The organism is Micromonospora sonneratiae (assembly GCF_042679305.1).
Taxonomy (GTDB): Bacteria; Actinomycetota; Actinomycetes; order Mycobacteriales; family Micromonosporaceae; genus Micromonospora_H; species Micromonospora_H sonneratiae.
In genome coordinates, this window is the sequence record NZ_JBHTMP010000005.1 from 1 (window position 1) to 25,951 (window position 25,951).

Here is a 25,951-nt window from a genome sequence, read left to right on the forward strand (position 1 = left end):
CGGGCGGTCCGGGACCCGCTGGCCCGGCCGCCGTCGAGCACCTGCAACGCGGGGCGGAACGGGTCCGACGATCGGGTGGTCCGGGGGGTACGCCGGAGTTGCGCCGACTCCCGGACGGTACGACCACGCGGGGTGTACGCCCGCGCCTCGGAGAGGCTGCCGATGCCCGGTTCCCCGTCCGGCTGCTCGCCACGGACGGGTTTGCGGCCACCGGCCTCGCGGTCCGAGCCCGCCCGAGACACATCGCGCCGGGACGGATCGTCCCGGCGCGGGTCGCCCGATCGCGGCGTCACCGGCTATCCCCCTACGCCCTGCTGGCTGGTGATGGCCGGCTGGCCACCGGCCGGCTGCGGAATACCGATCACCCGACCATCGGGCAGCCGGATGAAGGCCGGCGGGCCGGACTCGACCAGACCCAGCTTGCGGGCCCGGGCGGTGAGATTGCCCGGCGCCTCGGCCGTGGCGATCTCCTTCTTCAGCTGCTGTTCCTGGATGTCGAGGCTGGCCTGCTGCTTCTGCAGGTTGTCCAACCGGAAGGCGTTCTCATTGATCTTGGTGTTGACCACCAGGATGCCGAGCACACCACCGACCACCACCGCCAGGATCAGCGCCACGAACGGCGCCTGCGGCACCGACACCGGCGGTGGCGGGGCCACCTTCAGCCGCGGCGGCGCCACCCGGGTGTTTCCGCCACTGGCCGGGTGCGCCGCCCGGGACCGGGCATGAACGGCCCGGTCGCTGTCCACGGCCGGGTCGTTCGGCCGAAGCGCGGCGCTGCCCTGCGTCGGAAACTCGCGAACCCCCCGTGCGCGAGCATCCCCCGTCCGGGCGTTCTGTGTCGACGGCGTGCCAGCACCCGTACGCATGGTCCGCTCCGCCACGGTCCGGCCCCCCGACCGTGGTGTGCGCTGCCCAGCGCCGCGCTCTGCGCCGGCGTAGCTCCGGCGGTCGCGCTTGTTGACGTTCATAATCCCTCCCCCTCTTCTTCCGTCCCCGTGTTGTCCTGGGGCAAGTCCTTTCGATCTACTGTGGATCCACTGCGCAACGCGCTCGACGTACGCAGTGCCTTTCCTGTCCGGCGGGACCGTTCGCGGTCGGTCCGGCCGATGCGTTGCAGGTCGGTGGTGCTCTCCGGGTCGATCCGCTCAGCCGCTCGCAGCCGCACCGAGGCGGCCCTCGGGTTGGCGTCGACCTCCGACGCGTGGGGCAACTCGGCACCCCGGCTGAGCAGTCGCAGCGTCGGGCCGGTGCCCGGCAGCTCGACCGGAAGGTCGACCGGGCCGGTACTGCGGGCCCGGGCGGCCAGTGCCTGCTTGGTGATCCGGTCCTCCAGCGAGTGGTAGGACAGCACCACCATGCGACCGCCCAGCGCGAGCGCGTCCAGTGCGGCTGGCAACGCTGCTTCCAACGCCGCCAGTTCCCGGTTTACCTCGATCCGTAGCGCCTGAAACGTCCTCTTTGCAGGGTGGCCACCCGTTCGCCGGGCCGGTGCCGGAATCGAGTCCCGGACCAGCTCGGCCAGCCGCGCCGACGAGGTGAGCCGGGACCGTTCCCGCTCCCGGATGATCGCCGCCGCAATCCGGCTGGCGAACTTCTCCTCGCCGTAGACCCGAAGCACCCGGGCCAACTCGGCATGCGAGTAGCTGTTGACGACCTCCTCGGCCGTCATCCCGGTGGTCTGGTCCATCCGCATGTCCAGCGGCGCTTCCCGGGCGTAGGCGAACCCGCGATCGGGCGCGTCGAGTTGCAGCGACGAGACCCCCAGGTCGAACAGCGCGCCGTCGATCCGGTCGTAGCCGAGCCGGTCGAGCACCTCGGGCAGTTCGTCGTAGACCGCGTGCACGAGGTGGATCCGATCGGCGTACCTGGTCAACCGGGCCCGGGCGTGGGCCAGAGCCTCCGGATCCCGGTCCAGCCCGATGAGGACCGTGTTCGGGAATCTGTCCAGGATGGATTCCGCGTGCCCACCCAGCCCGAGCGTCGCATCGACGTGCACGGTACGATCGCCACGGTTCAGCGCGGGGGCGAGTAGCTCCACGCAGCGCTCCAGCAGCACCGGAATGTGCGTGCCACGAAGCTCCCCCATGTCGACCCCCACCGACCCCACCGTTTCTAATAGCTGTCTGTCTCGTTCGAAATGCGTTCTGAAGATGCCGCGCGGTTCCGTCGTACCGCCAGATCCCCATCCGCTCTTGCTCCACCGGCCGGCCTGGCGGGCCGGCCTCGGATCGCGGCGCCTGGCATCGGGGAAGAGACGCCAGGAGCGGGAGCGGGTGGAGATCTCGCAGTACGTCGGACGCGTCGCCGCTACAGTCCGCCGGGCAACACCCCCTCCTCGATGTCCGCGAAGTCGTCTTCGCTTTCTGCGAGGTAGGTCTCCCAGGCCTGCTTGTCCCAGATTTCCACCCGTGTGCTCGCGCCGATCACCACCAGGTCGCGGTCGAGCGCCGCATATGCCCGTAGGTGGGCCGGTATGGTCACCCGGCCCTGTTTATCGGGCACCTCGTCGTGCGCGCTGGCGAAGAACACTCGGTTGTACGCCCGAGCCGCCTTGTGCGTCATCGGCTGCTGGCGCAACTGGTCGGCGATGCGCTGGAATTCGGGCATCGGGAACACGTAGAGGCAACGCTCCTGCCCTTTGGTGATCACGACACCCCCCGCCAGCTCATCCCGGAACTTCGCCGGAAGAATCAGCCGGCCCTTGTCGTCCAGACGTGGAGTGTGGGTGCCGAGAAACACCGGCCCAACCCCCTCGCCCCTGAGCGGTGTTTCGCGCCACCGCTGACCCCCCGGGCCGGTGGGCCCTCCCGGCCCCACCATTGCGCCCCACTCTACTCCACTTCCCTCCACCCGCAACCAGAATCGCCCGACGGACACGCCCGCGCCGTCAGCAAAACCGCACGTCAAAGGGGGTGGTGTGAAGTGGATGGGGCTGAGCGGTCACGCTGGGTCCGCTTTCCGACATAGATCAACCCGTCGAGCCGGCCCGCCCAGCTGCCCACATTCCACAAAACGAGCACAGAGAGAGGACGCTATATATTCACGATAGTTGACGTAACGGAAGGATCATGGCTAGCCTGCCTTCCGTGATCGCGTCCCGCGATCATCGATCCCACCGTTCGTCAACGATCGAAACGGGTGAAGATGAGCTTGAAGCTGCGTCACGTCCTGGCCACCACAGCCGCCGCGCTACTGGTCGCGGCCGCCCCCGCGGCCCCCGCCTCCGCCGGCACGCACTCGCAGTCCCCGCCCGACGGCGGCGGCTACGGCGGGGTCACCAACTCCTGGCACCAGGGGATCCAGGCCTGCGACACCTCGGCCAACAACCGGGGAATCCGGATCGAGTACACCCAGAGCGACACCACCGGGAACGTCTACACCCTGGGGGACGCCAACGGCTCCTCCTCCGGCTGCGGCAGCCGTCACGTCGGGCCGTACGAGGTGCTCAGCTTCCGCGTCTGCTCCAGCGTCACCGGCGGTGGGGACGACAAGTGCAGCAGCTGGCTGTGGATCGCCGGCTCCTGACCAGCGCCGACCCCTGCGGGCCGGTCGGTCCGCAGGGGTCGCCACGCACCGGCCGGTCCGGCCCTGACTCCCGCGAGCCCCGAGTCCGGTAACCTCGCTCGCGTGACGGACGCGAGAATGCCTCTCCGGGCAAAAGTGGCCAGCTCGGTGTCGCGCACCGCAGCGGCACTGTCCCGGGCCGCCGGCCGCGGCGACGGATCGGTGATCGGTGGCTGGATCGGCCTCAAGATCGACCCAGACCTGCTGGCCCATCTGGCGGCCGGGCGGGCCATCGCGTTGATCTCCGGGACCAACGGTAAGACCACCACGACCCGGCTGACCTCCGCCGCCGTGGGCGTTCTCGGCCCGGTCGCCACCAACTCGTTCGGCGCGAACATGCCCACCGGGCACACCTCCGCGCTGGCCAAGGCGGGCAGCACGCCGTACGCGGTGCTGGAGGTCGACGAGCACTACCTGGCCCAGGTCCTCGAAGCCACCGAACCGAAGGTGGTCGCCCTGCTCAACCTCTCCCGCGACCAGCTCGACCGGGCCAAGGAAGTCTCGATGATGGCCCAACTGTGGCGGGCCGCGCTGGTCCGCCACCCGTCGATCCGGGTGGTGGCCAACGCCGACGACCCGATGGTGGTCTGGGCGGTGACCCCACCGACCCACCCCGGCGGGCAGGTGGTCGCCGGGCCCTCGGTCACCTGGTTCAGCGCCGGTCAGCGCTGGCAGGACGACTCCTGGGTCTGCCCGGAGTGCGGGTCACCGATCGCCCGCGCCGAGGACCAGTGGTGGTGCAGTGGCTGCCCGCTGCAACGCCCCACGCCGCACTGGGTCGTCGAGGACGACGGCGTGGTCGACCCGTACGGGAACTGGCACAAGATCACGCTGCAACTGCCGGGCCGGGTCAACCTGGGCAACGCCGCCACCGCCCTGGCCGTCGCGGCCGAATTCGGGGTACGCCCCACCGACGCGGTCGGCCGACTCGGCACCGTCGCCTCGATCGCCGGCCGCTACGCGCAGGTGGTCCGCGACGGGCGCAACATCCGGCTGCTGCTGGCCAAGAACCCGGCCAGCTGGCTGGAGGCGTTCGACATGGCCGACCACGCCCCGACCCTGCTCTCCATCAACGCCCGCGACCCCGACGGGCTGGACACGTCGTGGCTCTACGACGTCGACTTCGCCCCGCTACGGGGACGACAGGTGCTGATCACCGGCGACCGCGCGTACGACCTCGCGGTCCGGCTGGACGTCAACGGTGTGCCGTTCCGGCACGTACACACGTTCACCGACGCGATCGCGGCAACCCCGCCGGGACGGCTCGAAGTGATCGCCAACTACACGGCGTTCCAGGACATCCGAGCGGAGTTGGACCGTGTCAACTGAGAGCCTGCACATCGTCTGCATCTACCCGGACCTGCTGTCCACCTACGGTGACCGGGGCAACGCACTCATCCTCGCCCGCCGCGCAATGCAGCGGGGGGTGCCGGTGGAGGTCAGCGAGATCCGTTCCGACCAACCGATGCCCACCAGCGCCGACATCTACCTGCTCGGCGGGGGCGAGGACGGACCGCAGGCACTCGGGGCGCAACGCCTACTGGCCGACGGCGGGCTGCACCGGGCCGTCGCGCAGGGCTCGGTGGTGTTCGCGGTGTGCGCCGGATACCAACTGCTCGGCACCTCGTTCTTCGCCAAGGGCACCAAGTGCGCCGGCCTGGAACTGCTCGACCTCTACTCCGACCGGGGACCGACCCGGGCCGTCGGCGAACTCGCCGGTGACATCGACCCCCGGCTCGGGCTGCCTCCGCTGAGCGGCTTCGAGAACCACGGCGGACGTACCCACCTCGGGCCCAGCGTCTCGCCGCTGGCCCGGATCAGCACCGGCGTCGGCAACGACGGCGTCTACGAGGGTGCCTGGCGCGGGAAGCTGCTCGGCACGTACGCACACGGTCCGGCCCTGGCCCGTAACCCGGCCCTGGCCGACCTGCTGCTGCGCTGGGCGCTCGGGGTCAACCAGCTGCCGCCGCTGGACGACACCTGGGCCGACCGGCTGCGCTCCGAACGCAAGGCCGCCATCGCCGCCGGGCGCCCATGATCGCCGCTGCCCGACGGCTGGTCCGCCAGCGGTCGGGCAGGCGGTTCGCCCTACTGCTGGTCATCCTCGCGCTGCTCGGGTTGGCCATGCTCGTGATGCCGTTGCCGTCCATGGACGAGGTGCCCGGACTGGCTGACCCACTCGGCCCCTTCGCCCCGGTGGCCGCCGTGGTCGGCGGCGCGCTGCTGCTGGTGGCGCTGATCCCGCGTACCTTCATCTCGATGGCCTGGGGGGCGATCTTCGGCTCGCTGGCCGGGGCCGGGTACGCGTTGGCCGCCGCCATGCTGGCCGCCGGACTGGGGTTCGCGGTCGGGCGGCTGCTCGGGCGGGACTTCGTGGCGGAGCGGGTACGCGGGCGGCTGGCCCGACTCGACGGCTGGTTCGCCCGGCAGAGCATCCTCGGGGTGATCAGCGTACGGCTGATCCCGATCGGCGGGTTCGGCCTGATCAGCTACGGCTACGGCACCACCGGCGCCCGGCTGACCCCGTACCTGATCGGCAGTCTGCTGGCCTCGACCCCGTCGGCGTTCGGCTACGCCGCGGTGGGCGCGGCGGTCGTCTCCCCCACGGAGGTCAACTGGCTGGCGGTGGCACCGGCGATCATCGGCCTCTTCACCACCAGTTGGCTGGTCAGCCGCTGGTGGCGGGCGGAGCGACGCAACCAGGAACCGGTCTCGACGTCGGCTACCGCCGCCTCGGCCACCGCCCTCGACGGGTGACCGAAGGCTGTCGTTTTACTGCTGACTGGCGTCGATCAGGGTACGGCCGAGGTAGTCGTCGCTGGTGCCGGCGCGGCCAGGCAGGACGAAGTAGTAGCCACCACCGACCGGTAGGAGGTAGCGGTCCAGCGCCTCGCCGGCCAGGCGGCGTTGCACGGTGGCGAACCCTCGTTCCAGGTCCTGTTGGAAGCAGATGAACAGCATCCCCTCGTCACGCTGCCCGGTGACGTCCACCGGGCCCCGGTATGAATAGCCTCGACGCAGGATCCTGTTCTCCTCGGTCTGCGGGGTACGCGGATTCGCCCGCCGGATGTGCGCGTCCAACGCGATGAGCTGGCCCGCCTCATCGGACGCGTAGTCGAACTCCGCGTCCTCCCGGTCGCGGCCGAGTGGCGCGCCATCCTGCCTACGGCGGCCGAACACCGCCTCCTGCCGGGGAATCGGCTCACTGTCCCACAGGCTGGTGGCGAACCGGATGGTCCGGACCACCTGGTACGTCCCGCCGACGGTCCAGGCCGGTTCGTCGCTGCCCGGCCCGGCCCAGACCAACCGGTCCATCTGCGCCGTGTCCCGTACGTCCGGGTTGCCCGCGCCCTCCCGGAAGCCAAACAGGTTACGGTCGCTGGCCCGCCCGTGGGCGGTCACCGTGTTCTCATCCCGGAAGCCCGCCATCCGCCAACGCGTCACGAGACCCGCTGTCGTGATCTCCTCCAGCACGGACCGGGTGGTGGCCGCATCCCCGGCACAGACCTGAAGAAGCAGGTCACCATGGCAGCGGGCCGGGTCGAGAACGTCGTTGGGGAACGCCGGCATCGTCACCAACCGACGCGGCCGATGCTCGGCGAGACCGAACCGATCGTCGAACAGTGACGCGCCAACCGCCACGGTGGCTTCGACTGGTCGGCCAGAACCTGCATATCGAGAGGTCGTCTCGGTGATGGCCGTGCTGAGTCTCCGTAGCGTGGCGTCAAGACCCGCTCGATCCGTAGCCCGAACGTCGAAGGCGGTAAGCACCGCCGAGGTCGGCGGCATCGTCACGACTCCCACCTGGTGAAGGCTTGCCGGAGTACGGCTCACAGCCGGTCCGGCATCGTCCGTGCCTCGCGTGGCGGCCCACACGGTCGCCCCTGCCCCAGCGGCGGCGACGACCGCAGCGCTCGCCAACACCGTCCGCCGGCCCAACCCAGGCGTCGTGACCTGGCTGTCCCCGTCCATAACCTGCCCCACCAGTCTCGACACCAACTTGGCCGACATGCGCCGTCTCAGCCCACAATCAGACATAGACCGGCACGATCACCTCAAGCGACCCTAGCCCTTCCCTAAAGACAATCTCAACCTCAGCTTTGTTGAGCGACTCCAGAAAGCGGCTCAAGATGCACAACGCCGGGAAGCCCATATGCAGCCAGCACAGCCTTGCCATCTTCGGGGCACGTCAATCGCGCATGGCGGCCGGAGGCCGCACGCCGGGCCTTCCGGGTCGAGACAGCGCCAGCAGATCCGCGTCGAGGACCCGTTCAGCTCCACTCCTGCCTGCTTCTGGTACTCCAGGATCACACCTCACATCTCCACGCAACGAACACTCATGCCGTTCCTTATCTACGACGTATAGAGCGACATACGGGGCCAGCTCGATCTTTTACCAGCATAATGTCGAAGGCATCAATACTCCGTCGGTCGGGGCTACGATCAGCGAACTGAACAGGGGTCTCAACATAATCTCCCTCGTCCAGATATGACAGATCCCGGAAAAGCGATTTTCCATCGCAACCAAGCTCCTCAGCCGACCGAAACAAGGTCGCATAGGAAAAAGCCACATCCCGACTATCCTCTCTAGCCGCGGCTAGCTGTGCAGCGACAAGGCCGCATCTAATCCATACCGGATCCCTCCGACGTAAAGCCAGCACAGCCATACGTGACGCAAACAACATCAACAATCGCGCCACGCCCACGTCAATATCGCCTATAAAGCACTTAAGCGCTTCCGCTGAATCAATCTCAGACAACTCGGATGCAATATCCGATCACAAGGACCCGGAACCTTGCTTGGGCGATAATTCTCAGAGACAAGCCGATAGAGAAGAGCTAGATTTGCCACCGCCCGAACCCCCACCTCTTCAAACCTCACCGCTTCAAGCGAGGCGGCATCATATAATCACTGTCGAAAGCAGATCCAGCAACTATGAAGCTTCACTCTCCAGCGGAGGGTGCACTTGCGTTGAACCCCTGTCCAGGCGTTAAGCCGAACTCGTCAAACAGGTCTGGACCATCGCCCGCCGCCTCGTCGTTTCGGGAAGCATCGAGCGGCGACCTGCCCGGTGACGGCGTCGAGGGCGGTGAACAGATTGCGCTTGGCGCAGCTCGACAGCGTCGATCCACTTCCCGCCGGCAGTGGCGGCCTGCCCCTCGTCGTCGACCCAGAACGGACGATCCACATCAATTTCATCGATAGATTCAGAGATTCGCCTTATCCAGGTGCGGGCGGATAGATCGCCGTAGTCCGGGCCGCCCTTGCCGTCGACCAGCACGAACTGCACCGACTCGTTCGGGGCGAGCCGGCAGAACCGGGCGTTGAGGAAGCTGGTCTTGCCGTAGCCAGCAAGGCCCGACACCCCCGACACCCCCGACGAGCGGATCGTCACGCACGGCCGTCGGCGTCGCCATCGGCCAGCCAACAACCCGGATCAGCGTCAGCGGTCGCGTCGCACGAAGAGTTCACTTATTCGGCATCCGGATCCACATAAGCCATAATAAGAATCGGCAAGTCTTCTGCGTCTTGATGGGCTAACCCTATCGCGAATGAGACACCATTGATCCGCCAATCCGAACCAAACAAAAGTTCCTCTATCTCAGTTTCCTCACTTACGAACTCCGCTGCGACTCTCCCGTTGAAGGCGTTGAACAAGGCGGACCGCACCTCACCGACCTTCAACGTCTCATTGACATAGTCACCCTCAACTGCAGCAACATACTGCGGATTATCCCAATCGGGCGCCATTTCCCAGACAACAAACTCAACTGAAGCAGCGCCACGGCCGAATATCGAAGCCTCTAGGCCCGCCCGCGTCCACTCTCGCGGGAAGGGTTGTGAACTTGAGCCGGCCATCTCCCAGCCCAATAATTCAAACAACCCTGCCGCATCTTCGGGCTTGAGAGGCCGCGGGGCGCAAACGAGCTCGACGATGGCATCTGCCAGCAGCTCAACGTTCGTCATCTTCTCCTCGATCGCATTCCGTTGTAAGGAACGTGATACACCCCGAGCGTGCCACTTGCCATCTGGCCCGGGAACCATTCCCTGAGAACGGCTCTGAAGAATGCCGCTCCTTGGATATTAGAAACAGCATATCTTACACCCCGGGCGCCAAGCGCTCGGTTCAAATCCAAGAGGGCTCGCGTTTGTTCAACAACAGCCTGCTCGTCAAATTTCTGGGACGGGTTATAGAACGAACGGTCCCACGATCCCTTACCGGTTCCGCTATGACCAGTCCACTTAGCTTCAACGAGGAACCCGTGTGGATTCGGGCCTCCATCGGGCTTAGTGGTGCGTCCAGCGAGGTCGAACCATTCCTCGAAGTCAACTCCGGTTACCAGCTCCTGATACCGGTAACCGACTCCCTCACGCTGCTTCGGCCCAAAAGGATGGTTTCCCAGTGAGCGGCACTCATCACCGTTATTGTTGTGTACGAGGACTGGCGTTTCGCCTGCCAGCACATGGTACGTGTGGAGGTCAGCGACGGTGAGGTTGTAGACCCGGGCGTTCTGCGCGTACGCATGAGTGCCCGTGACCTTGACCAGGCGGCCGTCCGAGGTCTTCAGCCACTGACCCCGGCGCAACTCGACAGCGTCGATCCACTTCCCGCCGACAGTGGCAGCTTGGCCGTCGTCGTCAACCCAGAACGGATGCCCATCCGTCGCCGTCAGAACCTCAGAGGTTCCGTCGGTCGTCTCCACCGCGACGTCGACCAGAGTCTTGTCCCCGTCACCGACGATCAACGCTGTTACCGGCCTGGCCGCCCGCTCACCCGTCTCCGGATCCGCGGCAAGCACCCGATCACCGGGTTTGACCTGCTCGATCGGCTTCGACGAACCATCGGCCATCAACACCGGGGTCCCAGCGGTGAAACTGTTGGAAACACAGTCACCCGAACCCTGCGGCTTCGTACCCATCGGATCAACCAACCCGGTCGGCTGATTGAACACGTACGCGTAAGGGTTGGTATCCCCCGACGCCAAACCGATCGAATCCTGACTGATGAACCGGCCCGACGTCGGCGAGTAGAACCGCGACCGGTAGTAGTACAGACCCGACGGATCCTCCTCACGGCCGGTGAACCGGATCGAGTTACCACCATCATCACCAGTGACCGTGGTCGCCCCGAACGGCTGATACGTGTACTCCGCCCCCACCGCCGATCCGTCCGCCACGGCGACGGTGCTGCCCAACGCATCAGTCAACAACGACGACGACCCCGCACCCGTGGCACGACTGAACACCTCGTCGACCCCACCGGTCAACAGGTTCGCCGACACCGTGGACCCGGTCAGCTCCTGCACCGTGTTCAACCCGTCGTACAGGTATCCGGTGGTCACACCGCCAACGTCGCGACTCGACCGACGACCCAACCCGTCATAGCCGTACGTCACCGACAGACCCGGCTTCGCGTACTGGGTCAACTGCCCACGGGCGTCCCAACTGTAGGTCGCAGTGCCATCGGAGGTGAGATTGCCGTCCGCGTCGTACGTGTGGGCGGCCACCCCGTTGTTCACAAGCTGGCTCGCCGCATCGTAGGTAGCCGGCCCGTACGCTGCGGGAATCTCCGCTCGGGCGTAGCTACCCCCGACGTGGATCGGCCGACCCACCTGGTCGTAGTCGTAGGTCAGGTTCCCCAACGTGGTCGCGCCCCGGCTGTAGCCGATGGAGATGAGCTGACTCGCCGAGTCGTAGCCGTAGGTCTGGGTCACCCCGGCCGGCAACGTGACGCTGGCCCGTCGGCCCAGGGTGTCGTAGGTGAGCCCGACCGTCTCGGTGCCCCGGACCACGCTCGTCAACTGGTCGGCGTTGTTGTAGCCGTACACCACCTGCGGCTGACCGGCGACCGTCATCGTGGCACGCCGGTCAGCGATGTCGTAGGTGTAGTCGACCTGGCCCTGCGGGTTGACCACCCGGGTCGTCCGGTTCAGCGCGTCCGGGGTCAGGGTCGTCGTCCCACCAGCCGAGTCGACGATCGAGGTGATCCGGTTGCCCGCGTCGTAGGAGTAGCTGACCTGGCTCTCCGCAGTGCTGCCGGACACGCCGTACTTGACCGTGATCGGACGGTCCAGTTCGTCGTAGTCGTACGTGGTCACCTTGCCCCGACCGCTGGTGGCGGACGTGAGGTTCCCGTTGCCGTCGTAGGCGTAGGTGGTGACCCGGTTGAGCGGGTCGGTCACCGTCGTCAGCCGGTCGGAGGTGTCGTAGCCGTAGACCGTGGCGTTGGTCCGTGGGTCGATCGACCTGCTGAGGTTGCCGTTCGGGTCGTACTCGAAGGTGGTGACCCGGCCGATCGGGTCCGTGACGGTCAGGACGTTGCCCGCCCCGTCGTAGGTGACCCGGGTGGTGTTGCCCTGTGGATCCGTCACCGTGATCGGGCGACCCGCCCCGTCGCTGACCACTCGGCCGGTCCGGTTGAGCGGGTCGGTGGTCGTCACCGGATCGCCCAGCACGTATCCATACGAGGTCGCGTTTCCACCGTTGTCGGTGACGTTGGTGATCTGTCCGTGCTCGTTACTGTCCACGGTGACCGCACGCGACAACGGATCGGTGATCGTACGCAGCGCGCCGTTGGCCTGATAGGTGTAGAGCGTGCTGTGGTTGAGTGGGTCGGTCACCGTACTGACCTGGTCGAACGGACCTCCGTAGGCGATCGTCGTGGTCCGGGCGCTACTCGTGCCGGCCAGTTCCGTGATGCTGGTGACGTTGCCGTACGCGTCATAGCCCAGTTCCGTACGGCGGTTGAGCGCGTCGACGTACGCCGTGGGCAGGTTGGTGTTGGCGGCCCGGGTGATCTGCACCGTCTGCGCCTTCGACGTGCCGAAGGCAGCGGTGTCGCTGGTGGTGAACCCGGCGCTGTTGAAGGTCACCCTCCGCACCTGGCCACGCGGATCGGTCAGCCTCGTCTCGATGACCCGTCCCGACGAGTCCGTGACGTAGGTGAACTGGTACGTCGCACCACCCGGCAGGGTCTGGGTCTGCACCCGACCGTTGGCGTCGTAGCTGTTGGTCAGGTAGACGGTGTTACGCGGATCCTTGATCGTCTTGAGCTTGCCGGCGTCGTACGTGTACGTCGTAACGCCGCCAATGACGTTGGTGACGGTGGCCAGATGGCCGCTGGCGTGGTACGTGTACGACACCGTCCGCCCGATGTTGTCCTCGGCCTGGACGATCCGCTCGGCCGAGTCGTACGAGAACTTGATCCACTTGCCGTTCGGCGAGGTGACCTGGGTGATCGGCCCCTTGGCCCGGACGATCCCGTCGGTGTCGGGCGCGGCCGGGGCGCGCAGGATCGTGACCGTGTTGCCGAACCGGTCCCGGATGCCCTGCAACGGCGCCTCGTCACCGAAGAGGTAGGTGGTGCCGTCGCGCAGCCGCAGGTCCCAGCCGTCACCGTTCCAGGCCAGAATGGACCCGCTGAACCTGGTCGGGGTCGGGTCGGCCTCGAACGCCGCGTTGAGGAAGTCGGCTGGTCCGGTGCTGCCCGGGGTGATCCGGTGGTAGCGGACCCGCCCGCCGTCGGGCAGCAGCAGCCAGCAGTCGACGAAGCGGTTCTCCGAGTACAGGTTGATGTCGTAGTCGGAGTTGGTCCCGATGCCGAAGCTCCGCCGGCCGACATCGCTCTGCTGGTAGGTACGCCGCACGGACAGCGGTAGCACCTCGTCGACGGTCAGGTCGGTGTGCTCGTCGAGGTAGAGCCCGGTGCCGAGATCGACCGGGTCGGCACCGCGCGCCCCGCCCCCGGGTACCGGCGCGACGGCCGGTGGCGGGTCCTGGCCGGGCGTGATGAGCATCGCCCCGGTGAACTGGTAGACCTCGGTGCCCTTGTCGGGTTCGACCCGCTGGCCGTCCGGGGTGACCGTGCCCCTGCCGTAGACGAACCACCCGCGTCCGGCCGGGTCGTAGTGCCAAAAGTCCATCTTGGACCCGGGCTTTGCCTTGGTGAAGTTCGGATAGATGACCCGGGCACCGGCCGGGAAGACGTACGCGCTGCCCGGCTGGACGGTGAAGTAGGAGGGCACCTGCGAGCGGGGCAGCGGGAACGGTGCCCGGTCCACCGGGATGGCGGTGATGCCGAGTTCGGTCACCACCTTTCCGGTGACGTCACGGACCACCGCACCGGCCGGTAGGCGTACCTCCAGGCCCGGAATGGCGGGCGTGGTGATGGAGACCTCGCGGTCGGTCGGGGAGGCGAACCGCACGGTGTGCTCGGTGTCGAGCTTCGTCATCCAGATCGAGTACGGCAGGATCGTGGTGTGCCCGGCGGTCAGGTTCACGCCGATGTCGTGCAGTCCGAAGACCCGACCGGGTGAGCTGGCGGAGGCTCCGTCGACCCGGAGCACCCGTTGGCCGGCGGTCAGGCCGGTCAGCAGGAACTGCCCCTGCTTGTCGGTGGTCGACCGGACACCGTCGACACTGACGGTGACCCCGGGCAGTGGCTTGCCCTCCAGGGTGAGCACGCGCGCGGTCAGGGCCGTCTGCCCGGCCGGTGCCCGCAGGGCCGGCGGTGCCGGGCTGTCCGGGGCGGGCCGGTGGCTGTACCAGTCGGCACCGTTGAGGTTGGCCCGGTTCGGCAACCAGTCTTCCCCCTGGTCGGTGGCGATGGTCGCCCGACCCGGCACGATGCGGTCGGGGCTCTGCGGGGCGTCCTTGACCCGGAGCGGGACCGCTTCCTTACGGCCGGCGTTGGGGTTGGTCGGATCGCCGGTCAGCGCCTTGCTCTTCGCCGAGGGGACGGGCAGGGCAGGCAGGAACTTGTCCAGCCCGTCCGGTTGCGCCGCGAGCGCGGCCCGGGTGGTCAGCGTCGTCGCGGCGGTCCCGGTGAACGAGTACGGCCCGATGGTGATCTCGTACGTGCCGGTCGACGGCAGCGTGGGAAGGTTCACCGTCGCCGCCCCGGCCAGGTTGGCCAGCAGGGTACCGCTGGGGCTGCGCAGCATCACGAACGGGTAGTAGGGCATCGTGACCGTGCCGTAGGTGATGGCCAGGGTCTGCCCGGTGGTGCCGGCGAAGGTGAACCGTGTGCTCTGTCCGGCCCGGTTGGCCGTCACGGTCTTCGCCGAGTTCAACGTGATGGTGCCACCGTTGATCTGCTCGGACAGGGTCAGCGTGACCGAGCCGACCCGCAGGTCGGCCGCTCCGACGATCAGCCGGTAGGTGCCGGCGGCACCCGCTGTCGCCTCGACGCTGCCGCCCTCACCGATCGTCGTGTCGAAGACCGCCTGCGCCTGGGCGTTGATCATTCGTACCTGGACCGTGGTGGCACCGAAGGTCCAGGCGGTGAATCCCAGGGAGAGCCGTTGCCCGGCGGTGGCGGTGAAGCTGGTCTCGGCGTACCGGCCGGCCGTCGCCACCGTCATCGCCCGGGTCGTACCGCCGACGGTGACCGCCCCGACGTCCACCCGCTCGGCGAGCGTGAGCTGGGTCGAGCCGGTTTCCGCGTAGGGATAGACGATCAATTGGTAGGTGCCGGCGACGGTCAGCGGACCGAGGTCCACCTGTAGGTCGTCGAGTACGTCGTCCCACAGCACCGTGCCGTCGGGTTTGACGATCATCATGCTCACGTAGTGCGGGTAGGTGTACGCCCCGAACTTCAGGCTGAGCCGTTGGCTGACCGCGCCCGTGAAGGTGACCTTTGTGGTCTGCCCGATGCGAGGCGAGCTGACCGTCTTGGCCGTGCCGATGGTCAGTGCTCCCCCGGCGATCTCCTCCGCCAAGGTCACCGTCGCCGCGCCGGTACTGCTGTCCTCCGGGGCCAGCACCAGACGATGGTTGCCGGTCGTGTTGACGGTGAACCAGAAGGTGCTCAGTGACCAGATCCGGTAGACGGCCACCACCGTGCCCGCCGAGTCGAGCACCTGTGCCCGTACGAGAGCCGTGCCGGCGAACGTCCAGCCGGTAAACGCGAACGACAGTCGTTGACCGGCGGTGCCGCTGAACGTGAGGTCGACCCCGGTGCCTGGCTGGCTGAGCGACACCGGCACGGACGCTCCGGTGGATGTGATGACGCCCGCGTCCTGCCGCTGGATCAGCCGGGCCGTAAAGGAGCCGGTACTGGAGAAGGGGCTGACCCGGATGGCGTACGTGCCGGTCACCGGTAGGTCGGCCAGGTCGAGGCGGAGGTTCGACGGGGTCGCGGAGCTGAGCACGGTCCCGTCCGGTTTGGTGACCTCGAGGTACGGCGAGTAGGCGAACGTGTAGGAGGTGAAGTCGAGGATGAGCCGCTGACCGGCAGTTCCGGCGAAGGTCATCCGCGCGTCCTGACCAGGCCGGCTCAACGTGACGGCCTTGGGTGTGCCTGCCGTGATCGCACCCGCGTCGAGCACGGTCGACGCGGTAACCATGATCGAGCCGGTGCCGGCGTTCTCGGGACCGAACAGCAATCGGTACGTCCCGGTCTGGGTGATCTGTAGGTCCAGGTCGTCGCCCTGGATGTTCTGGAGCGTTCGGACCGCGCCATTCGTGCTCCACAGCAGCGGGGTGCCGTTGGGTTCCTTCACCTCGGCTGTCACTCGCGAGGCGGTGAAGGTCGAGCCGGTGAAGCCGAGGCTGATCTGCTGTCCGGCGGTGGCGTCGAAGGTCAACTCCGTCTGCTGCCCGGCTCGGGTGAGGTTGACCTGTGTGCCAGCCCCGGTGAGGCTCAACGCGCCGGTGACCCGGCTGGACAGGGTGGCGGTGACCGCGCCGGTGCCGGTCGTCAGCGGGTCCAGCACGATCTGGTAGATCCCGCTGGTCGGCAGCACCGGCAGGGCGAAGCCTCCGTAAAGCGCGGACAGCAGGAAGGGCCCCTCGAACTGGTCTCGGGCGAACGTCGCACCGTACGGACCGAACCCGAGGATCTCCACGTCGGTGGTGAACGTGGAGCCGGTGAGGCCGAGGCTGAGCCGCTGTCCCTTGGTTCCGGCGAAGCGCAGCAGGGCGACCTTGCCCGAGGTGCCGATGGTCACCGTGCTGGCCGTACCGTCGATCGCCAGCATGCTCGTCGTGGCGACATCACCGGCCGCATAGGTCCTCGGTACGGCGACGAAGTCGCTGTCGCTGGTGGCGCTGCCCCCGGCGGTGGCCACGGTGATCCGCCCCGAGCCAGCTCCGTCGGGCACGGTGACGGTCAGGCTGTTCGCGGTCGCTGCGGTGACCCGGGCTCTCGTCCTGGCGAACGAGACAGTGTTGTCGGTCGGGGTGGTAGCGAATCCGGTGCCGGTGATGGTGACCGATGCGCCAGCGGCGGCGCTGGTCGGGCTGACCCCGGCAACCGTCGGCACGGGCGTCGCGGCGGCCACGGTGAAGGTCTGTCCGCTGCTCGCCGTGCCTGCCGAGGTGGTCACCGTGACCGTACCCGTGGTAGCTCCACTGGGCACGGTCACCACCAGACGGACCGTCGAAGCCTGGGTGACCGTCGCGGTCGTACCGTCGAACTTCACCGTGTTGCCGGCGGTGGTCGCCGCGAAGCCGGTGCCGTTGATGGTCACGCTGGCCCCGACCGGGGCCCGGCTCGGCGTAAGGCTGATCAACGTCAGGGCGTTCGATGCCGAGCGGGTGACGTTCAGCAGGTTGCCGCTGGCGTCGTAGTCGTACTGCGCGCTGTTACCGCCGCTGGCCGCCTGGGTGATGCCGCGTAGCTGACCGGCACCGTCGTAGGCGTAGTCAACCGGGTTCGACGGCAACGCCGCCGGGGCGGCGGGGGCTTGGAGGCCGGGCAGCGGCAGCTGGGCTGCGGTACGGGTCGCGGCCAGCCCGCCACCACCGGCTGCCACGGTGTCGTCCCAGTTGGTGCTCGCGCCCGAGCCACCGGCGGTGCTCGCGGCCTGTGCCGGCGACGACGCCGGTGCCAGCCCGAACTGGCTGGCCAGGAGCAGCGCGACGGCTGCCGTGAGGTGACGGATCAACGGTCGCGACGCGAGGGTTCGCAGCACGGCTGGTTACCTCCTGTTGAGGCTGTTGCGGCGCATCCGGAATGGTGCCGACGCCGCCAACCCACACCCTGCCATCGGCGTAGATGCATTTTCTATGCCATGGTCACTTTCCGGGACAGAAGCGGGACAGAGCGCAGTCGATGCGTCTAGGATGTGCCACGGTTCCTACCGGGGAGGGAGCAGATATGGCATTTGAGCGGCGGCGGGCGGGGAGGCAGGCAGCGGATCCCTCCCCTACGGAACCTGCCCAACAAACTCCACTGGCTGCGTTGGCCGGCGAGCTGCGCAAGTTACGTGAACGTTCTGGCATGAGCCTGCGAGAGCTCGAACGCAGCACCTTCGCCAGCGACTCCGCTCTGTCCCGCTACTTCTCCGGCCGTGGGCTACCGCCCTGGCGCGTGGTCGAGGCACTGTGCGCGCAGGCCGGCGTGGATCCCGAGAGGCTGCGCCCAGGCTGGGAGCGGGCCCAGGAGGCGAAGGTCGGGACGAAGACGAAGTCTCGTGACCGCATGGCACAGGACGCGCATCACTTTCTCGTCCGCAGCTTCTCAGCGATCCAGATGGAGGCAAACGCCGCCGTGAATCTCGCCAAGGTCGGTGGCGGGGCCGCGCTGACCGCGCTGCTGACCATTCAGGCCGCCTGTAATGCCGCCATCCGCGATCTCCGCGCGGCCTCCGACGCAGCCACACCGCCACGTTGACGCACTGCCACGCTCACGCACCGCCGCTGTGGTAGCGGAGACACTGGACCGGTCAGTGTCCGGCGGGCCCGGGCTCCTCGGCGAGTGCCGTGGCGCGTAGCCGAAGCCGCTGTTCACCGGCGACCTTGACCTCCACCAGCGCCAGCGTCACGGTGAGGGCGGTGAGCAGGATGAGCGCATGCAGCGCCGGCAGTTTCCCCGCGACCGGGATGAGCGCCAGCAACAGCAGTGCCGTGATCAGGCGGGACCAGATGTTCGTCCGGACGAGGTTGGTGATCCGGACCTGGAAGGCGACGGTGCCCAGCAGGAAGAGGACCACACCGCCGTACAGGGAGAAGAGGTCCAGGCCGTGCATCGGGTCGCCGGGACGTTGCGACTCCGTTTCGAGGAAGTACGGCGTGTGCTTGAGCCCGAAGGAGAGCAGGATGACTCCGGCGATCATCGGCAGGTGCAGGAACGTGTAGGCATGGCGGGCGAGGTTGACCCGCTGTTCGGCGGTGGCGGTGGCCAGGGACTGCTCACCGGCCAGCGCCACGACGTCGAAGTACGTCCACTCCAGCGCTCCGGCCAGCACGACAGCCACCATGGAGGCCCAGACCAGCCCCCAGGAGATCGCCAGGTCCGAACCGCCCAGGCCGATGGAGATGAGCGACTCGCCGAGCGCAATGATCATGATCAGTCGGTGTCGTTCGGCCCAGTGCCTGGCGGCGAAGATGCGGCGGGTCGGCATTCGCAGACCGAGCCCGGTGCCGTACTCGATCAGTACGGCCAGCGCCCAGAATCCGATCTGCGCCAACTCGACATGAAACGGCTTCTCGAACAGGTGCTGAGGTAGCAGGGCGGCGACGAAGAGCAGGCCGGTGCCGGCGACCATCGGCACCGCCAGGGCCCAGATGTCGATCCAGGTGATGTCCGGTGCGGCGTACACGCGTAGGGCGGAGTAGAGCAGTCTCACCAGCAGATAGCCGGTGGCGAAGACGATCGGGCCGTCGAGTCCTCCGGGAAAGTCGTCGAACGTTTCCCGGATCGTAATGACCAACACGAACATGACCGGGGTGGCACCGAGCAGCACCAGCCGGGAGAGGCCGTAGTTCGCCTTCACCCGGTTACCCAGCCAGGTGAACAGCGACCAGGCCCACCAGAGCATGGCCAGGACGAGCAGGCTGCGGACCACCCCCAGGGCGGTGGGATCCTCGGTCATCAGCGTGGTGACCTGGACGAAGGCGAAGACGAAGACCAGGTCGAAGAAGAGTTCCGCGGTCGTGACCTCGGTCCGCTCGGTCACCATCTGGATGCCGAGCGGCAACCGGTCCGCTCGCCTACCGATCAGACTGCCCGGGCCACGCATCCGCCCCGCTCCCCGTACGCCGACAACACCCGGTCTATCCGGCGTGGACCGCTCGGGGTGACGGCCAGCGAGAAAGTGGCCGTGGGGCATCCCTCGGCTCCGGCGATGGTCACGGGGTCCGTGGCAGCCTGCCCCGTTGGTGCGCCCAGCTCGACAGTGGGCGGACCCGCCTCCGGTGCAGTGCGCGGTCCGGTGGGCCCGACGATCGCCCAACACTAGGCTAAAGGCCAGCTCAGAGCACTGGCCCTTAGCCAGGATCCAACGGGTTACGCCTTGGCTTCGCCTTCGGCACCGGCTGCTTCCGCAGCAGCTTCCTCGGTGTCGCCGGCTTCCTCAGCCGCCTCGGCCTCTTCTTCCTTGTCGGATTCGTCCTTCTCGTCCGACTCCGCCGGCGCCTCGGCCACCTTGGGGCTGGTCCAGGTGAACTCGATCTCTACCGAGATCTCGTCGTCGTCACTCTCGATCTCCAGCTCACACTCGACCTGGTCGGCGACCGCCACCGTGCCGGCGGCACCGTAGAAGATCTGCCCGCCGTCCAGCTGGTTGGCCAGCTGACGCAGCCACGCGGCCAGATCGGCTCGCGACACCTCGCGGTTGTCCTCGTAGATTTCCATGCCCCATGGTCGCATTCCACAGGGGACCGACCGCGAAGGGGGCAGACTGGAATACATTGAGGATCATGCCCTCGAAAGGAAGTGGTCGATGAAAACCTCACCCCTCCAGCGGCTGGGCTCTGCCGTCATCGCGTTGGGCCTGGTGGCCGGCTTCGCCGTAGGGCACACGCCGACGGCTGCCGCAGCCGTACCGGCCACCGGCGAACTGGTCACCAACGGCAACTTCGACAACGGTGTCGCGCAACCATGGTGGAACAGCGCCGGCACCGGGTCACGGGTCGAGAACGGGCAGTGGCACATCGACGTCGTCGGCGGTGCGCCGAACCCCTGGGACGCGCAGACCGGCCAGAGTGGCATCCCCCTGGTCACCGGCCGTGGCTACACCCTGTCGTTCGACGCATCCGCGTCGACCACCGTCTCGATCGTCGCGACCGTACAGCTCGGGTCCGCGCCGTACACCAAGGCCCTCGACCAGCAGGTAACCCTCAGCCCCGGTCGCAAGCACTACATCTTCCCGTTCACCTCCTCGATCGGCACGACGGGCGGGCAGGTGACGTTCCAGCTCGGCGGATCGGCCAGCGGCTACACGGCGTACCTGGACAACATCTCACTGATCCCCAGTCCGCTCGCGCTGACCAGCGGCTTCTACGTCGACCCGAACTCCAACCCGAAGCAGTGGGTGGCCAACAACGGCGGCGACCCCCGGGCCACCCCGATCTCGTCCCAGGTGGCGAACCAGGCCGGGGCCCGCTGGTACGGCAACTGGAGTGGCGACATCGCCGCCGCGGTCTCCAGCTACGTCGGCGCCGCCGATCAGGCGGACAGGCTGCCGATGCTGGTGGCGTACAACATCCCGGGCCGGGACTGCGGCTCACACTCGGGCGGCGGCGCCGGCAGCCCAGCGGCGTACCGCACCTGGATCAGCGCGTTCGCCCAGGCGATCGGTGCCCGGCCAGCGGTGGTGATCATCGAACCGGACGCGCTGGCCCAGCTCGACTGTCTACCCGCCAGCGAACGGGCGGTGCGGACCGATCTGCTGCGGTACGCCAGTGAGCAGTTCCGCGACTACGCGCCCAACGCGTGGACGTACCTGGACGGCGGCAACGCCACCTGGATTCCGGCCGACACGATGGCACAACGGCTGGAGGCCGCCGGCGTACGGGAAATCCGAGGCTTCGCGGTGAACGTCTCCAACTTCCACACCACCGCCAGTTCGATCACCTATGCCAACGCGGTGAACGCGGCCCTGACCAGCCGGTACGGCTACAGCCGCACGTTCGTGGTGGACACCAGCCGCAACGGGAACGGCTCCAACGGCGAATGGTGCAACCCCGCCGGCCGGAAGCTGGGCACCCCGACCCAGGCCGGCGGCGGTGCCGAACTGCTGATGTGGATCAAGGTCCCCGGCGACTCGGACGGTCCATGCGGGATCGCCCCCAACACTCCGGCCGGGCAGTTCGATCCGAACCTCGCCATCCGCCTGATCAACGGCAGCTGACCACCGAACAGTGAATCCCCGGGCAATCGGGCGTGCGTGTTGGGTGCACGATCAGATCACCGAACACGTCACGTCCCGGCCCGGCCGAGGGAGGAGCGGCGGGCCCAGGTGGCCCAGCGCCAGAGCCACTCGACGGGACCCTGGCGGTAGCGGCGCAGCCAGAGGCTGGAGAACAGCCACTGGGCGGTGAGGATGGTGCCCGCAACCAGGTACGCCACCCTCAGGGATTGGCCGATCGGCAGGCCGAGGAGGTGACCGGCCGCCAGAACCAGGAGTGTGGCGGTCAGATAGTTGGTCAGTGCCATCCGGCCCAGTGGCACGAAGACAGCCCGCAGCGCCGGTCGCAGCGGCGTCCTGAGCAGGACCAGCAGGGCGCACACGACCACCCCGGCGATCAACAGATCGGCCAGGTTGGACGCGAAGGACGACTGCATCGGGTCCGCCCCGGCTGGCCGGTTGGCATGCACCCACAGGGCAGCGGCTGTCCCCGCCGCGAAGAGCAGACCCAGCAGGAGCGGCCCTCGGGTGGACCGCTCGACCTGCTCGATCACCCCGTATCGGACCAGTGCCGAGCCCAGCAGGAACAGCCCGGCAATCAGCAGGGGCCCGCCCCCGACGATCAGCGCCACCGGGACGAGCACTGCGGCGATGCCGGCCACGGCCCACCGGGGCAACCAGGTCGAGGGCAGCAGCACCAGCAGGCCGACGAGGGCGTACTTGGTCAGGATTTCGCCCGGCCACAGCAGCAGGTGCACGAGGCCGATCGCAAGCAGCGCCAGAAGTCGGCGCAGCAGGACCAGCCGTGGGCGGGCGACGCGGTGCGCGGCGGAGTCCAGCAGCAGTGAGAACCCGATACCGAAGAGCAGGGAGAAGATCGGGAGCCCGAGCCAGGGATCCCAGTCGCCCATGGGCTGTGTCGCGACGGCGGTACCCGAGTTGGCTATCAGCTGGATGTTGGCCAGCAGGATCTCGCAGAGCGTGAAACCGCGCAGCACGTCGAGCGCGATGATTCGGGGGCGCCTGGGGGGCTGGCCCACGGGGTGTGGTTCCCGAGGGAGATCTTCGCGTGGCATGGGAACCGATCCTGCAGCGCCGCCTGGCGGACGGCACCGGTCAAAGGCAGGGTCCACGGCACCCGGGATCGTACTTTCGGCCATTCATCGGGCGAGGGTGGCGGGAGGCGGAGGTCCATGGACCTCCGCCTCCCGCTCGGCGATGACCAGGGCGTCCCCCTGGCGGCACCTCGGCTCAGACGACGACGCTGACCATCCGGCCCGGCACCACGATCACCTTGCGCGGTTCCTTACCGGCCAGTTGCTCGGCGATCGCGGCCAGCGCCGCGACGCGTACGTCCTCCTGTGCCGCGTCGGCGGCGACCTCGACCCGGCCCCGGACCTTGCCGTTGACCTGCACCGGGTAGGTCACCGTCTCGGCCACCAGCAGGGTCGGGTCGGCGACCGGGAACGGCACGTACGCCAGCGACTCGGCGTGTCCCATCCGCTCCCACAGTTCCTCGGCGATGTGCGGGGCGAACGGTGCCAGCATCAGCACCAGCGGCTCGGCCACCTCACGCGGGGTGGCGGTCAGCTGGGTCAGGCCGTTGGTCAGCTCGATCAGCTTGGCGATCGCGGTGTTGAACCGGATGCCCTCCATGTCGCCCCGGACCCCGTCGATGACCTTGTGCAGCAGTCGACGGGTCGCCTCGTCGGCCGGCTCGTCGGTGATCCGCAGAGCGCCGGTCTCCTCGTCGACCACCGCCCGCCAGACCCGTTGCAGGAACCGGTACGACCCGACGACCGCCCGGGTCTCCCACGGGCGGGAAACCTCCAGCGGACCCATCGACATCTCGTAGACCCGGAAGGTGTCCGCGCCGTACACCGCGCACATCTCGTCCGGGGTGACCACGTTCTTCAGCGACTTGCCCATCTTGCCGTACTCACGGCGTACCTGCTCCTCGCCGTGGAACCAGCCGCTGTCGCGCTCGATCACCTCGGACGCCTCGACGTAGCTGCCCCGGGCGTCGGTGTAGGCGTACGCCTGGATCATGCCCTGGTTGAACAGCTTGCGGAACGGCTCGAACGACGAGACGTACCCCAGGTCGAACAGCACCTTGTGCCAGAACCGGGCGTACAGCAGGTGCAGCACGGCGTGCTCCTGGCCACCGACGTACAGGTCGGTGCCACCGCAGTCACCCGGCGACTGCGGGCCCATCCAGTAGCGCTCGTTGACCGGGTCGACGAACCGGTCGCTGTTGGTCGGGTCCAGGTAGCGCATCTCGTACCAGCAGGAGCCGGCCCACTGCGGCATCACGTTGGTCTCGCGGGTGTAGCGCTTCGGCCCGTCGCCCAGGTCCAGCTCGACCTCGACCCAGTCCCGGCGACGCGACAGCGGGGTCTCCGGCTCCGAGTCGGCGTCCTCCGGGTCGAAGGTACGCGGGGAGAAGTCGTCCACCTCGGGCAGTTCGACCGGCAGCATCGACTCGGGCAGCGCGATCGGCCGACCGGTGGAGTCGTAGACGATCGGGAACGGCTCGCCCCAGTAGCGCTGCCGGCTGAACAGCCAGTCCCGCAGCCGGTAGGTCACCGCCCCGGTGCCGTGCCCGTTGGCCTCCAGCCACTCGATGATCCGGGCCTTGGCCTCGGCGACCCCCAGGCTGTCCAGGTCCAGGCCGCGCTCGGGCGCGGCGCTGTTGATCGCCGGCCCGTCCCCGGTGTACGCCTTGCCGTCGAATCCCTCCGCCGGCTGCACGGTACGGATGATCGGCAGGTCGAAGACCTCGGCGAACGCCCAGTCCCGCTCGTCCTGACCGGGTACCGCCATGATCGCCCCGGTGCCGTAGCCGGCCAGTACGTAGTCCGCGATGAAGATCGGGATCTCGGTGCCGGTCACCGGGTTGGTGGCGTACGCCCCGACGAAGACGCCGGTCTTCTCCTTCGTCTCGGCCTGCCGCTCGACGTCGCTCTTGGCACCGGCCGCCTTGCGGTAGGCCTCGACCGCCGCACGCGGGGTGGCGTGCCCACCGGTCCAGGCGTCCCGGGTACCGGCCGGCCAGGCCGCCGGAACCAGCCCGTCGACCAGCTGGTGCTCGGGCGCCAACACCATGTAGGTCGCCCCGAAGATGGTGTCCGGCCGGGTGGTGAAGACCCGGATCGGCTCCACGGTCGTCGGGAAGTCGATGTGCGCACCGGTGGAGCGGCCGATCCAGTTGCGCTGCATCAGCTTGATCGGCTCCGGCCAGTCCAGCGCGTCCAGGTCGTCCAGCAGCCGGTCGGCGTAGGCGGTGATCCGCATCATCCACTGCTTCAGGCTGCGCTTGAACACCGGGAAGTTGCCCCGGTCCGAGCGCCCGTCCGCGGTCACCTCCTCGTTGGCCAGCACCGTGCCCAGCCCCGGGCACCAGTTCACCGGGGCCTCGGAGACGTACGCCAGCCGGTGGTCGTCGACCACCTGCCGCCGTTCCACATCGGACAGGTCGGCCCAGGCCCGACCGTCGGGGGTGGGGCGCTGCCCGGTCTCGAACTCGGTGATCAGCTCGTCGATCGGCCGGGCCCGGCCGGCTGCCGCGTCGTACCACGAGTTGAAGACCTGCAGGAAGATCCACTGGGTCCAGCGGTAGAAGTCGACGTCGATGGTCGCCACCGAGCGCCGGTCGTCGTGCCCCATGCCCAGCCGGCGCAGCTGTGCCCGGTAGCGCTCGATGTTCGCCACGGTGGTGGTACGCGGATGGGTGCCGGTCTGCACCGCGTACTGCTCGGCGGGCAGGCCGAAGGCGTCGAAGCCCATCGCGTGCAGCACGTTACGGCCGGCCATCCGCTGGTAGCGGGCGTACGAGTCGGTGCCGATGTAACCCAGCGGGTGCCCGACGTGCAGGCCGGCGCCGGACGGGTAGGGGAACATGTCCAGCACGTAGAGCTTCTCGGCCCCCGCCCGGGGGTGGGTCGGGTCGGCCAGCGGCCCCTCCGGGTTCGGCGCGTGGAACGTACCGCGCTCGGCCCACCGGTCCTGCCAGCGGTGCTCGATCTCGCCGGCCAGCGCGGCGGTGTAGCGGAAGGGTGGGATGTCCACCGTGGGCTCGGTTGCCTCAGTCATCGATCCACCTCGGGTCTGGTCCAGGGCCATTGGCATGTCCAGGACGCTGCATGCACGGCGCTGTGTTCAGGGCACAAAAAAGCCCCTCGCGCAGGAGGGGTAGCCGTGCTGTCGCGGACTATCGCGTCAACACGGCTCGCTAAGGAGCAGGTAGGCCCCGAACATGGCTCGGAGTCTACCCCCTGCTGCCGGTGTCGTCGCACCTGGTATCCGCCCCGAG

16 protein-coding genes and 2 pseudogenes are annotated in these 25,951 nt (G+C 68.0%); 6 read left to right on the plus strand and 12 right to left on the minus strand.

Annotated elements, in window-relative coordinates:
* From ACFQ4H_RS04725 to mraZ, 4 genes and pseudogenes are all read right to left on the minus strand, one after another.
* Positions 1-293: pseudogene (locus ACFQ4H_RS04725) on the minus strand (penicillin-binding protein 2); the annotation flags it as partial.
* A 3-nt stretch (positions 294-296) separates the two neighbouring features.
* Positions 297-968 (minus strand): hypothetical protein, encoded by a 672-nt coding sequence (locus ACFQ4H_RS04730; protein WP_377567350.1) that lies wholly within the window; start codon positions 966-968, stop codon positions 297-299.
* Positions 965-2,086 (minus strand): 16S rRNA (cytosine(1402)-N(4))-methyltransferase RsmH, encoded by a 1,122-nt coding sequence (gene rsmH / locus ACFQ4H_RS04735; RefSeq protein ID WP_377567617.1) that lies wholly within the window; start codon positions 2,084-2,086, stop codon positions 965-967. Before rsmH ends, ACFQ4H_RS04730 begins: the two co-directional genes overlap by 4 nt.
* A 221-nt stretch (positions 2,087-2,307) precedes the next feature.
* Positions 2,308-2,739: a division/cell wall cluster transcriptional repressor MraZ gene (gene mraZ, locus ACFQ4H_RS04740; protein WP_377567352.1), complete on the minus strand. Its 432-nt coding sequence runs from the start codon at positions 2,737-2,739 to the stop codon at positions 2,308-2,310.
* A gap of 399 nt (positions 2,740-3,138) precedes the next feature.
* Here mraZ and ACFQ4H_RS04745 point away from each other — a divergent pair, with 399 nt between their 5' ends.
* The 4 genes from ACFQ4H_RS04745 (at position 3,139) to ACFQ4H_RS04760 (ending at position 6,321) form a co-directional block, all read left to right on the plus strand.
* On the plus strand, positions 3,139-3,525 hold the full coding sequence (locus ACFQ4H_RS04745) for a hypothetical protein (protein WP_377567354.1): 387 nt from the start codon (positions 3,139-3,141) through the stop codon (positions 3,523-3,525).
* A gap of 117 nt (positions 3,526-3,642) precedes the next feature.
* Positions 3,643-4,893 carry a MurT ligase domain-containing protein gene (locus ACFQ4H_RS04750; protein WP_377567619.1) on the plus strand — a complete coding sequence of 417 codons (1,251 nt, stop codon included), beginning with the start codon at positions 3,643-3,645 and terminating at the stop codon, positions 4,891-4,893.
* Complete coding sequence (locus ACFQ4H_RS04755) at positions 4,883-5,602, plus strand: type 1 glutamine amidotransferase (RefSeq protein WP_377567356.1); 720 nt, start codon at positions 4,883-4,885, stop codon at positions 5,600-5,602. The genes ACFQ4H_RS04750 and ACFQ4H_RS04755 overlap by 11 nt, the downstream gene beginning before the upstream one ends.
* Complete coding sequence (locus tag ACFQ4H_RS04760; RefSeq protein ID WP_377567358.1) at positions 5,599-6,321, plus strand: TVP38/TMEM64 family protein; 723 nt, start codon at positions 5,599-5,601, stop codon at positions 6,319-6,321. Before ACFQ4H_RS04755 ends, ACFQ4H_RS04760 begins: the two co-directional genes overlap by 4 nt.
* A 15-nt stretch (positions 6,322-6,336) precedes the next feature.
* On the opposite strand, the gene ACFQ4H_RS04765 is transcribed toward ACFQ4H_RS04760, so the two are convergent.
* From ACFQ4H_RS04765 to ACFQ4H_RS04780, 4 genes and pseudogenes are all read right to left on the minus strand, one after another.
* Entirely contained in the window at positions 6,337-7,602 is a 1,266-nt protein-coding gene (locus ACFQ4H_RS04765; protein ID WP_377567360.1) for a Dyp-type peroxidase, read from the minus strand.
* Positions 7,603-8,786: 1,184 nt separating this feature from the next.
* Positions 8,787-8,992 (minus strand): annotated as a pseudogene (locus ACFQ4H_RS04770) (FtsK/SpoIIIE domain-containing protein); the annotation flags it as partial.
* Positions 8,993-9,037: 45 nt separating this feature from the next.
* Positions 9,038-9,532: a hypothetical protein gene (locus tag ACFQ4H_RS04775; protein WP_377567362.1), complete on the minus strand. Its 495-nt coding sequence runs from the start codon at positions 9,530-9,532 to the stop codon at positions 9,038-9,040.
* Complete coding sequence (locus ACFQ4H_RS04780) at positions 9,529-17,481, minus strand: polymorphic toxin-type HINT domain-containing protein (RefSeq protein ID WP_377567364.1); 7,953 nt, start codon at positions 17,479-17,481, stop codon at positions 9,529-9,531. The genes ACFQ4H_RS04775 and ACFQ4H_RS04780 overlap by 4 nt, the downstream gene beginning before the upstream one ends.
* 185 nt (positions 17,482-17,666) lie before the next feature.
* On the opposite strand from ACFQ4H_RS04780, the gene ACFQ4H_RS04785 reads away from it, so the two are divergent.
* Positions 17,667-18,182 carry a helix-turn-helix domain-containing protein gene (locus tag ACFQ4H_RS04785; protein WP_377567366.1) on the plus strand — a complete coding sequence of 172 codons (516 nt, stop codon included), beginning with the start codon at positions 17,667-17,669 and terminating at the stop codon, positions 18,180-18,182.
* 52 nt (positions 18,183-18,234) lie between these two features.
* Here ACFQ4H_RS04785 and ACFQ4H_RS04790 read toward each other — a convergent pair whose 3' ends face one another.
* Positions 18,235-19,530, minus strand: coding sequence for a low temperature requirement protein A (locus ACFQ4H_RS04790; protein ID WP_377567368.1), 1,296 nt, complete (start codon positions 19,528-19,530; stop codon positions 18,235-18,237).
* Between the two features lie 266 nt (positions 19,531-19,796).
* Positions 19,797-20,144: an amphi-Trp domain-containing protein gene (locus ACFQ4H_RS04795; RefSeq protein WP_377567370.1), complete on the minus strand. Its 348-nt coding sequence runs from the start codon at positions 20,142-20,144 to the stop codon at positions 19,797-19,799.
* A gap of 88 nt (positions 20,145-20,232) precedes the next feature.
* Here ACFQ4H_RS04795 and ACFQ4H_RS04800 point away from each other — a divergent pair, with 88 nt between their 5' ends.
* Positions 20,233-21,642, plus strand: a complete 1,410-nt coding sequence (locus ACFQ4H_RS04800) for a glycoside hydrolase family 6 protein (RefSeq protein ID WP_377567372.1) — start codon at positions 20,233-20,235, stop codon at positions 21,640-21,642.
* 68 nt (positions 21,643-21,710) lie between these two features.
* On the opposite strand, the gene ACFQ4H_RS04805 is transcribed toward ACFQ4H_RS04800, so the two are convergent.
* Complete coding sequence (locus ACFQ4H_RS04805; RefSeq protein ID WP_377567374.1) at positions 21,711-22,679, minus strand: DUF418 domain-containing protein; 969 nt, start codon at positions 22,677-22,679, stop codon at positions 21,711-21,713.
* 211 nt (positions 22,680-22,890) lie between these two features.
* Entirely contained in the window at positions 22,891-25,731 is a 2,841-nt protein-coding gene (gene leuS / locus ACFQ4H_RS04810) for a leucine--tRNA ligase (protein WP_377567376.1), read from the minus strand.
* Between the last annotated feature and the right edge of the window lie 220 nt (positions 25,732-25,951).

What these genes read in the sequence shown, in the direction of transcription:
- ACFQ4H_RS04730 (WP_377567350.1), bottom strand. Translation starts at nt 968, where the DNA reads ATGAACGTCAACAAGCGCGACCGCCGGAGCTACGCCGGCGCAGAGCGC.
- rsmH (WP_377567617.1), bottom strand. Translation starts at nt 2,086, where the DNA reads ATGGGGGAGCTTCGTGGCACGCACATTCCGGTGCTGCTGGAGCGCTGC.
- ACFQ4H_RS04750 (WP_377567619.1), top strand. Translation starts at nt 3,643, where the DNA reads ATGCCTCTCCGGGCAAAAGTGGCCAGCTCGGTGTCGCGCACCGCAGCG.
- ACFQ4H_RS04760 (WP_377567358.1), top strand. Translation starts at nt 5,599, where the DNA reads ATGATCGCCGCTGCCCGACGGCTGGTCCGCCAGCGGTCGGGCAGGCGG.
- ACFQ4H_RS04765 (WP_377567360.1), bottom strand. Translation starts at nt 7,602, where the DNA reads ATGTCTGATTGTGGGCTGAGACGGCGCATGTCGGCCAAGTTGGTGTCG.
- ACFQ4H_RS04775 (WP_377567362.1), bottom strand. Translation starts at nt 9,532, where the DNA reads ATGACGAACGTTGAGCTGCTGGCAGATGCCATCGTCGAGCTCGTTTGC.
- ACFQ4H_RS04785 (WP_377567366.1), top strand. Translation starts at nt 17,667, where the DNA reads ATGGCATTTGAGCGGCGGCGGGCGGGGAGGCAGGCAGCGGATCCCTCC.
- ACFQ4H_RS04790 (WP_377567368.1), bottom strand. Translation starts at nt 19,530, where the DNA reads ATGCGTGGCCCGGGCAGTCTGATCGGTAGGCGAGCGGACCGGTTGCCG.
- ACFQ4H_RS04795 (WP_377567370.1), bottom strand. Translation starts at nt 20,144, where the DNA reads ATGGAAATCTACGAGGACAACCGCGAGGTGTCGCGAGCCGATCTGGCC.
- ACFQ4H_RS04800 (WP_377567372.1), top strand. Translation starts at nt 20,233, where the DNA reads ATGAAAACCTCACCCCTCCAGCGGCTGGGCTCTGCCGTCATCGCGTTG.
- leuS (WP_377567376.1), bottom strand. Translation starts at nt 25,731, where the DNA reads ATGACTGAGGCAACCGAGCCCACGGTGGACATCCCACCCTTCCGCTAC.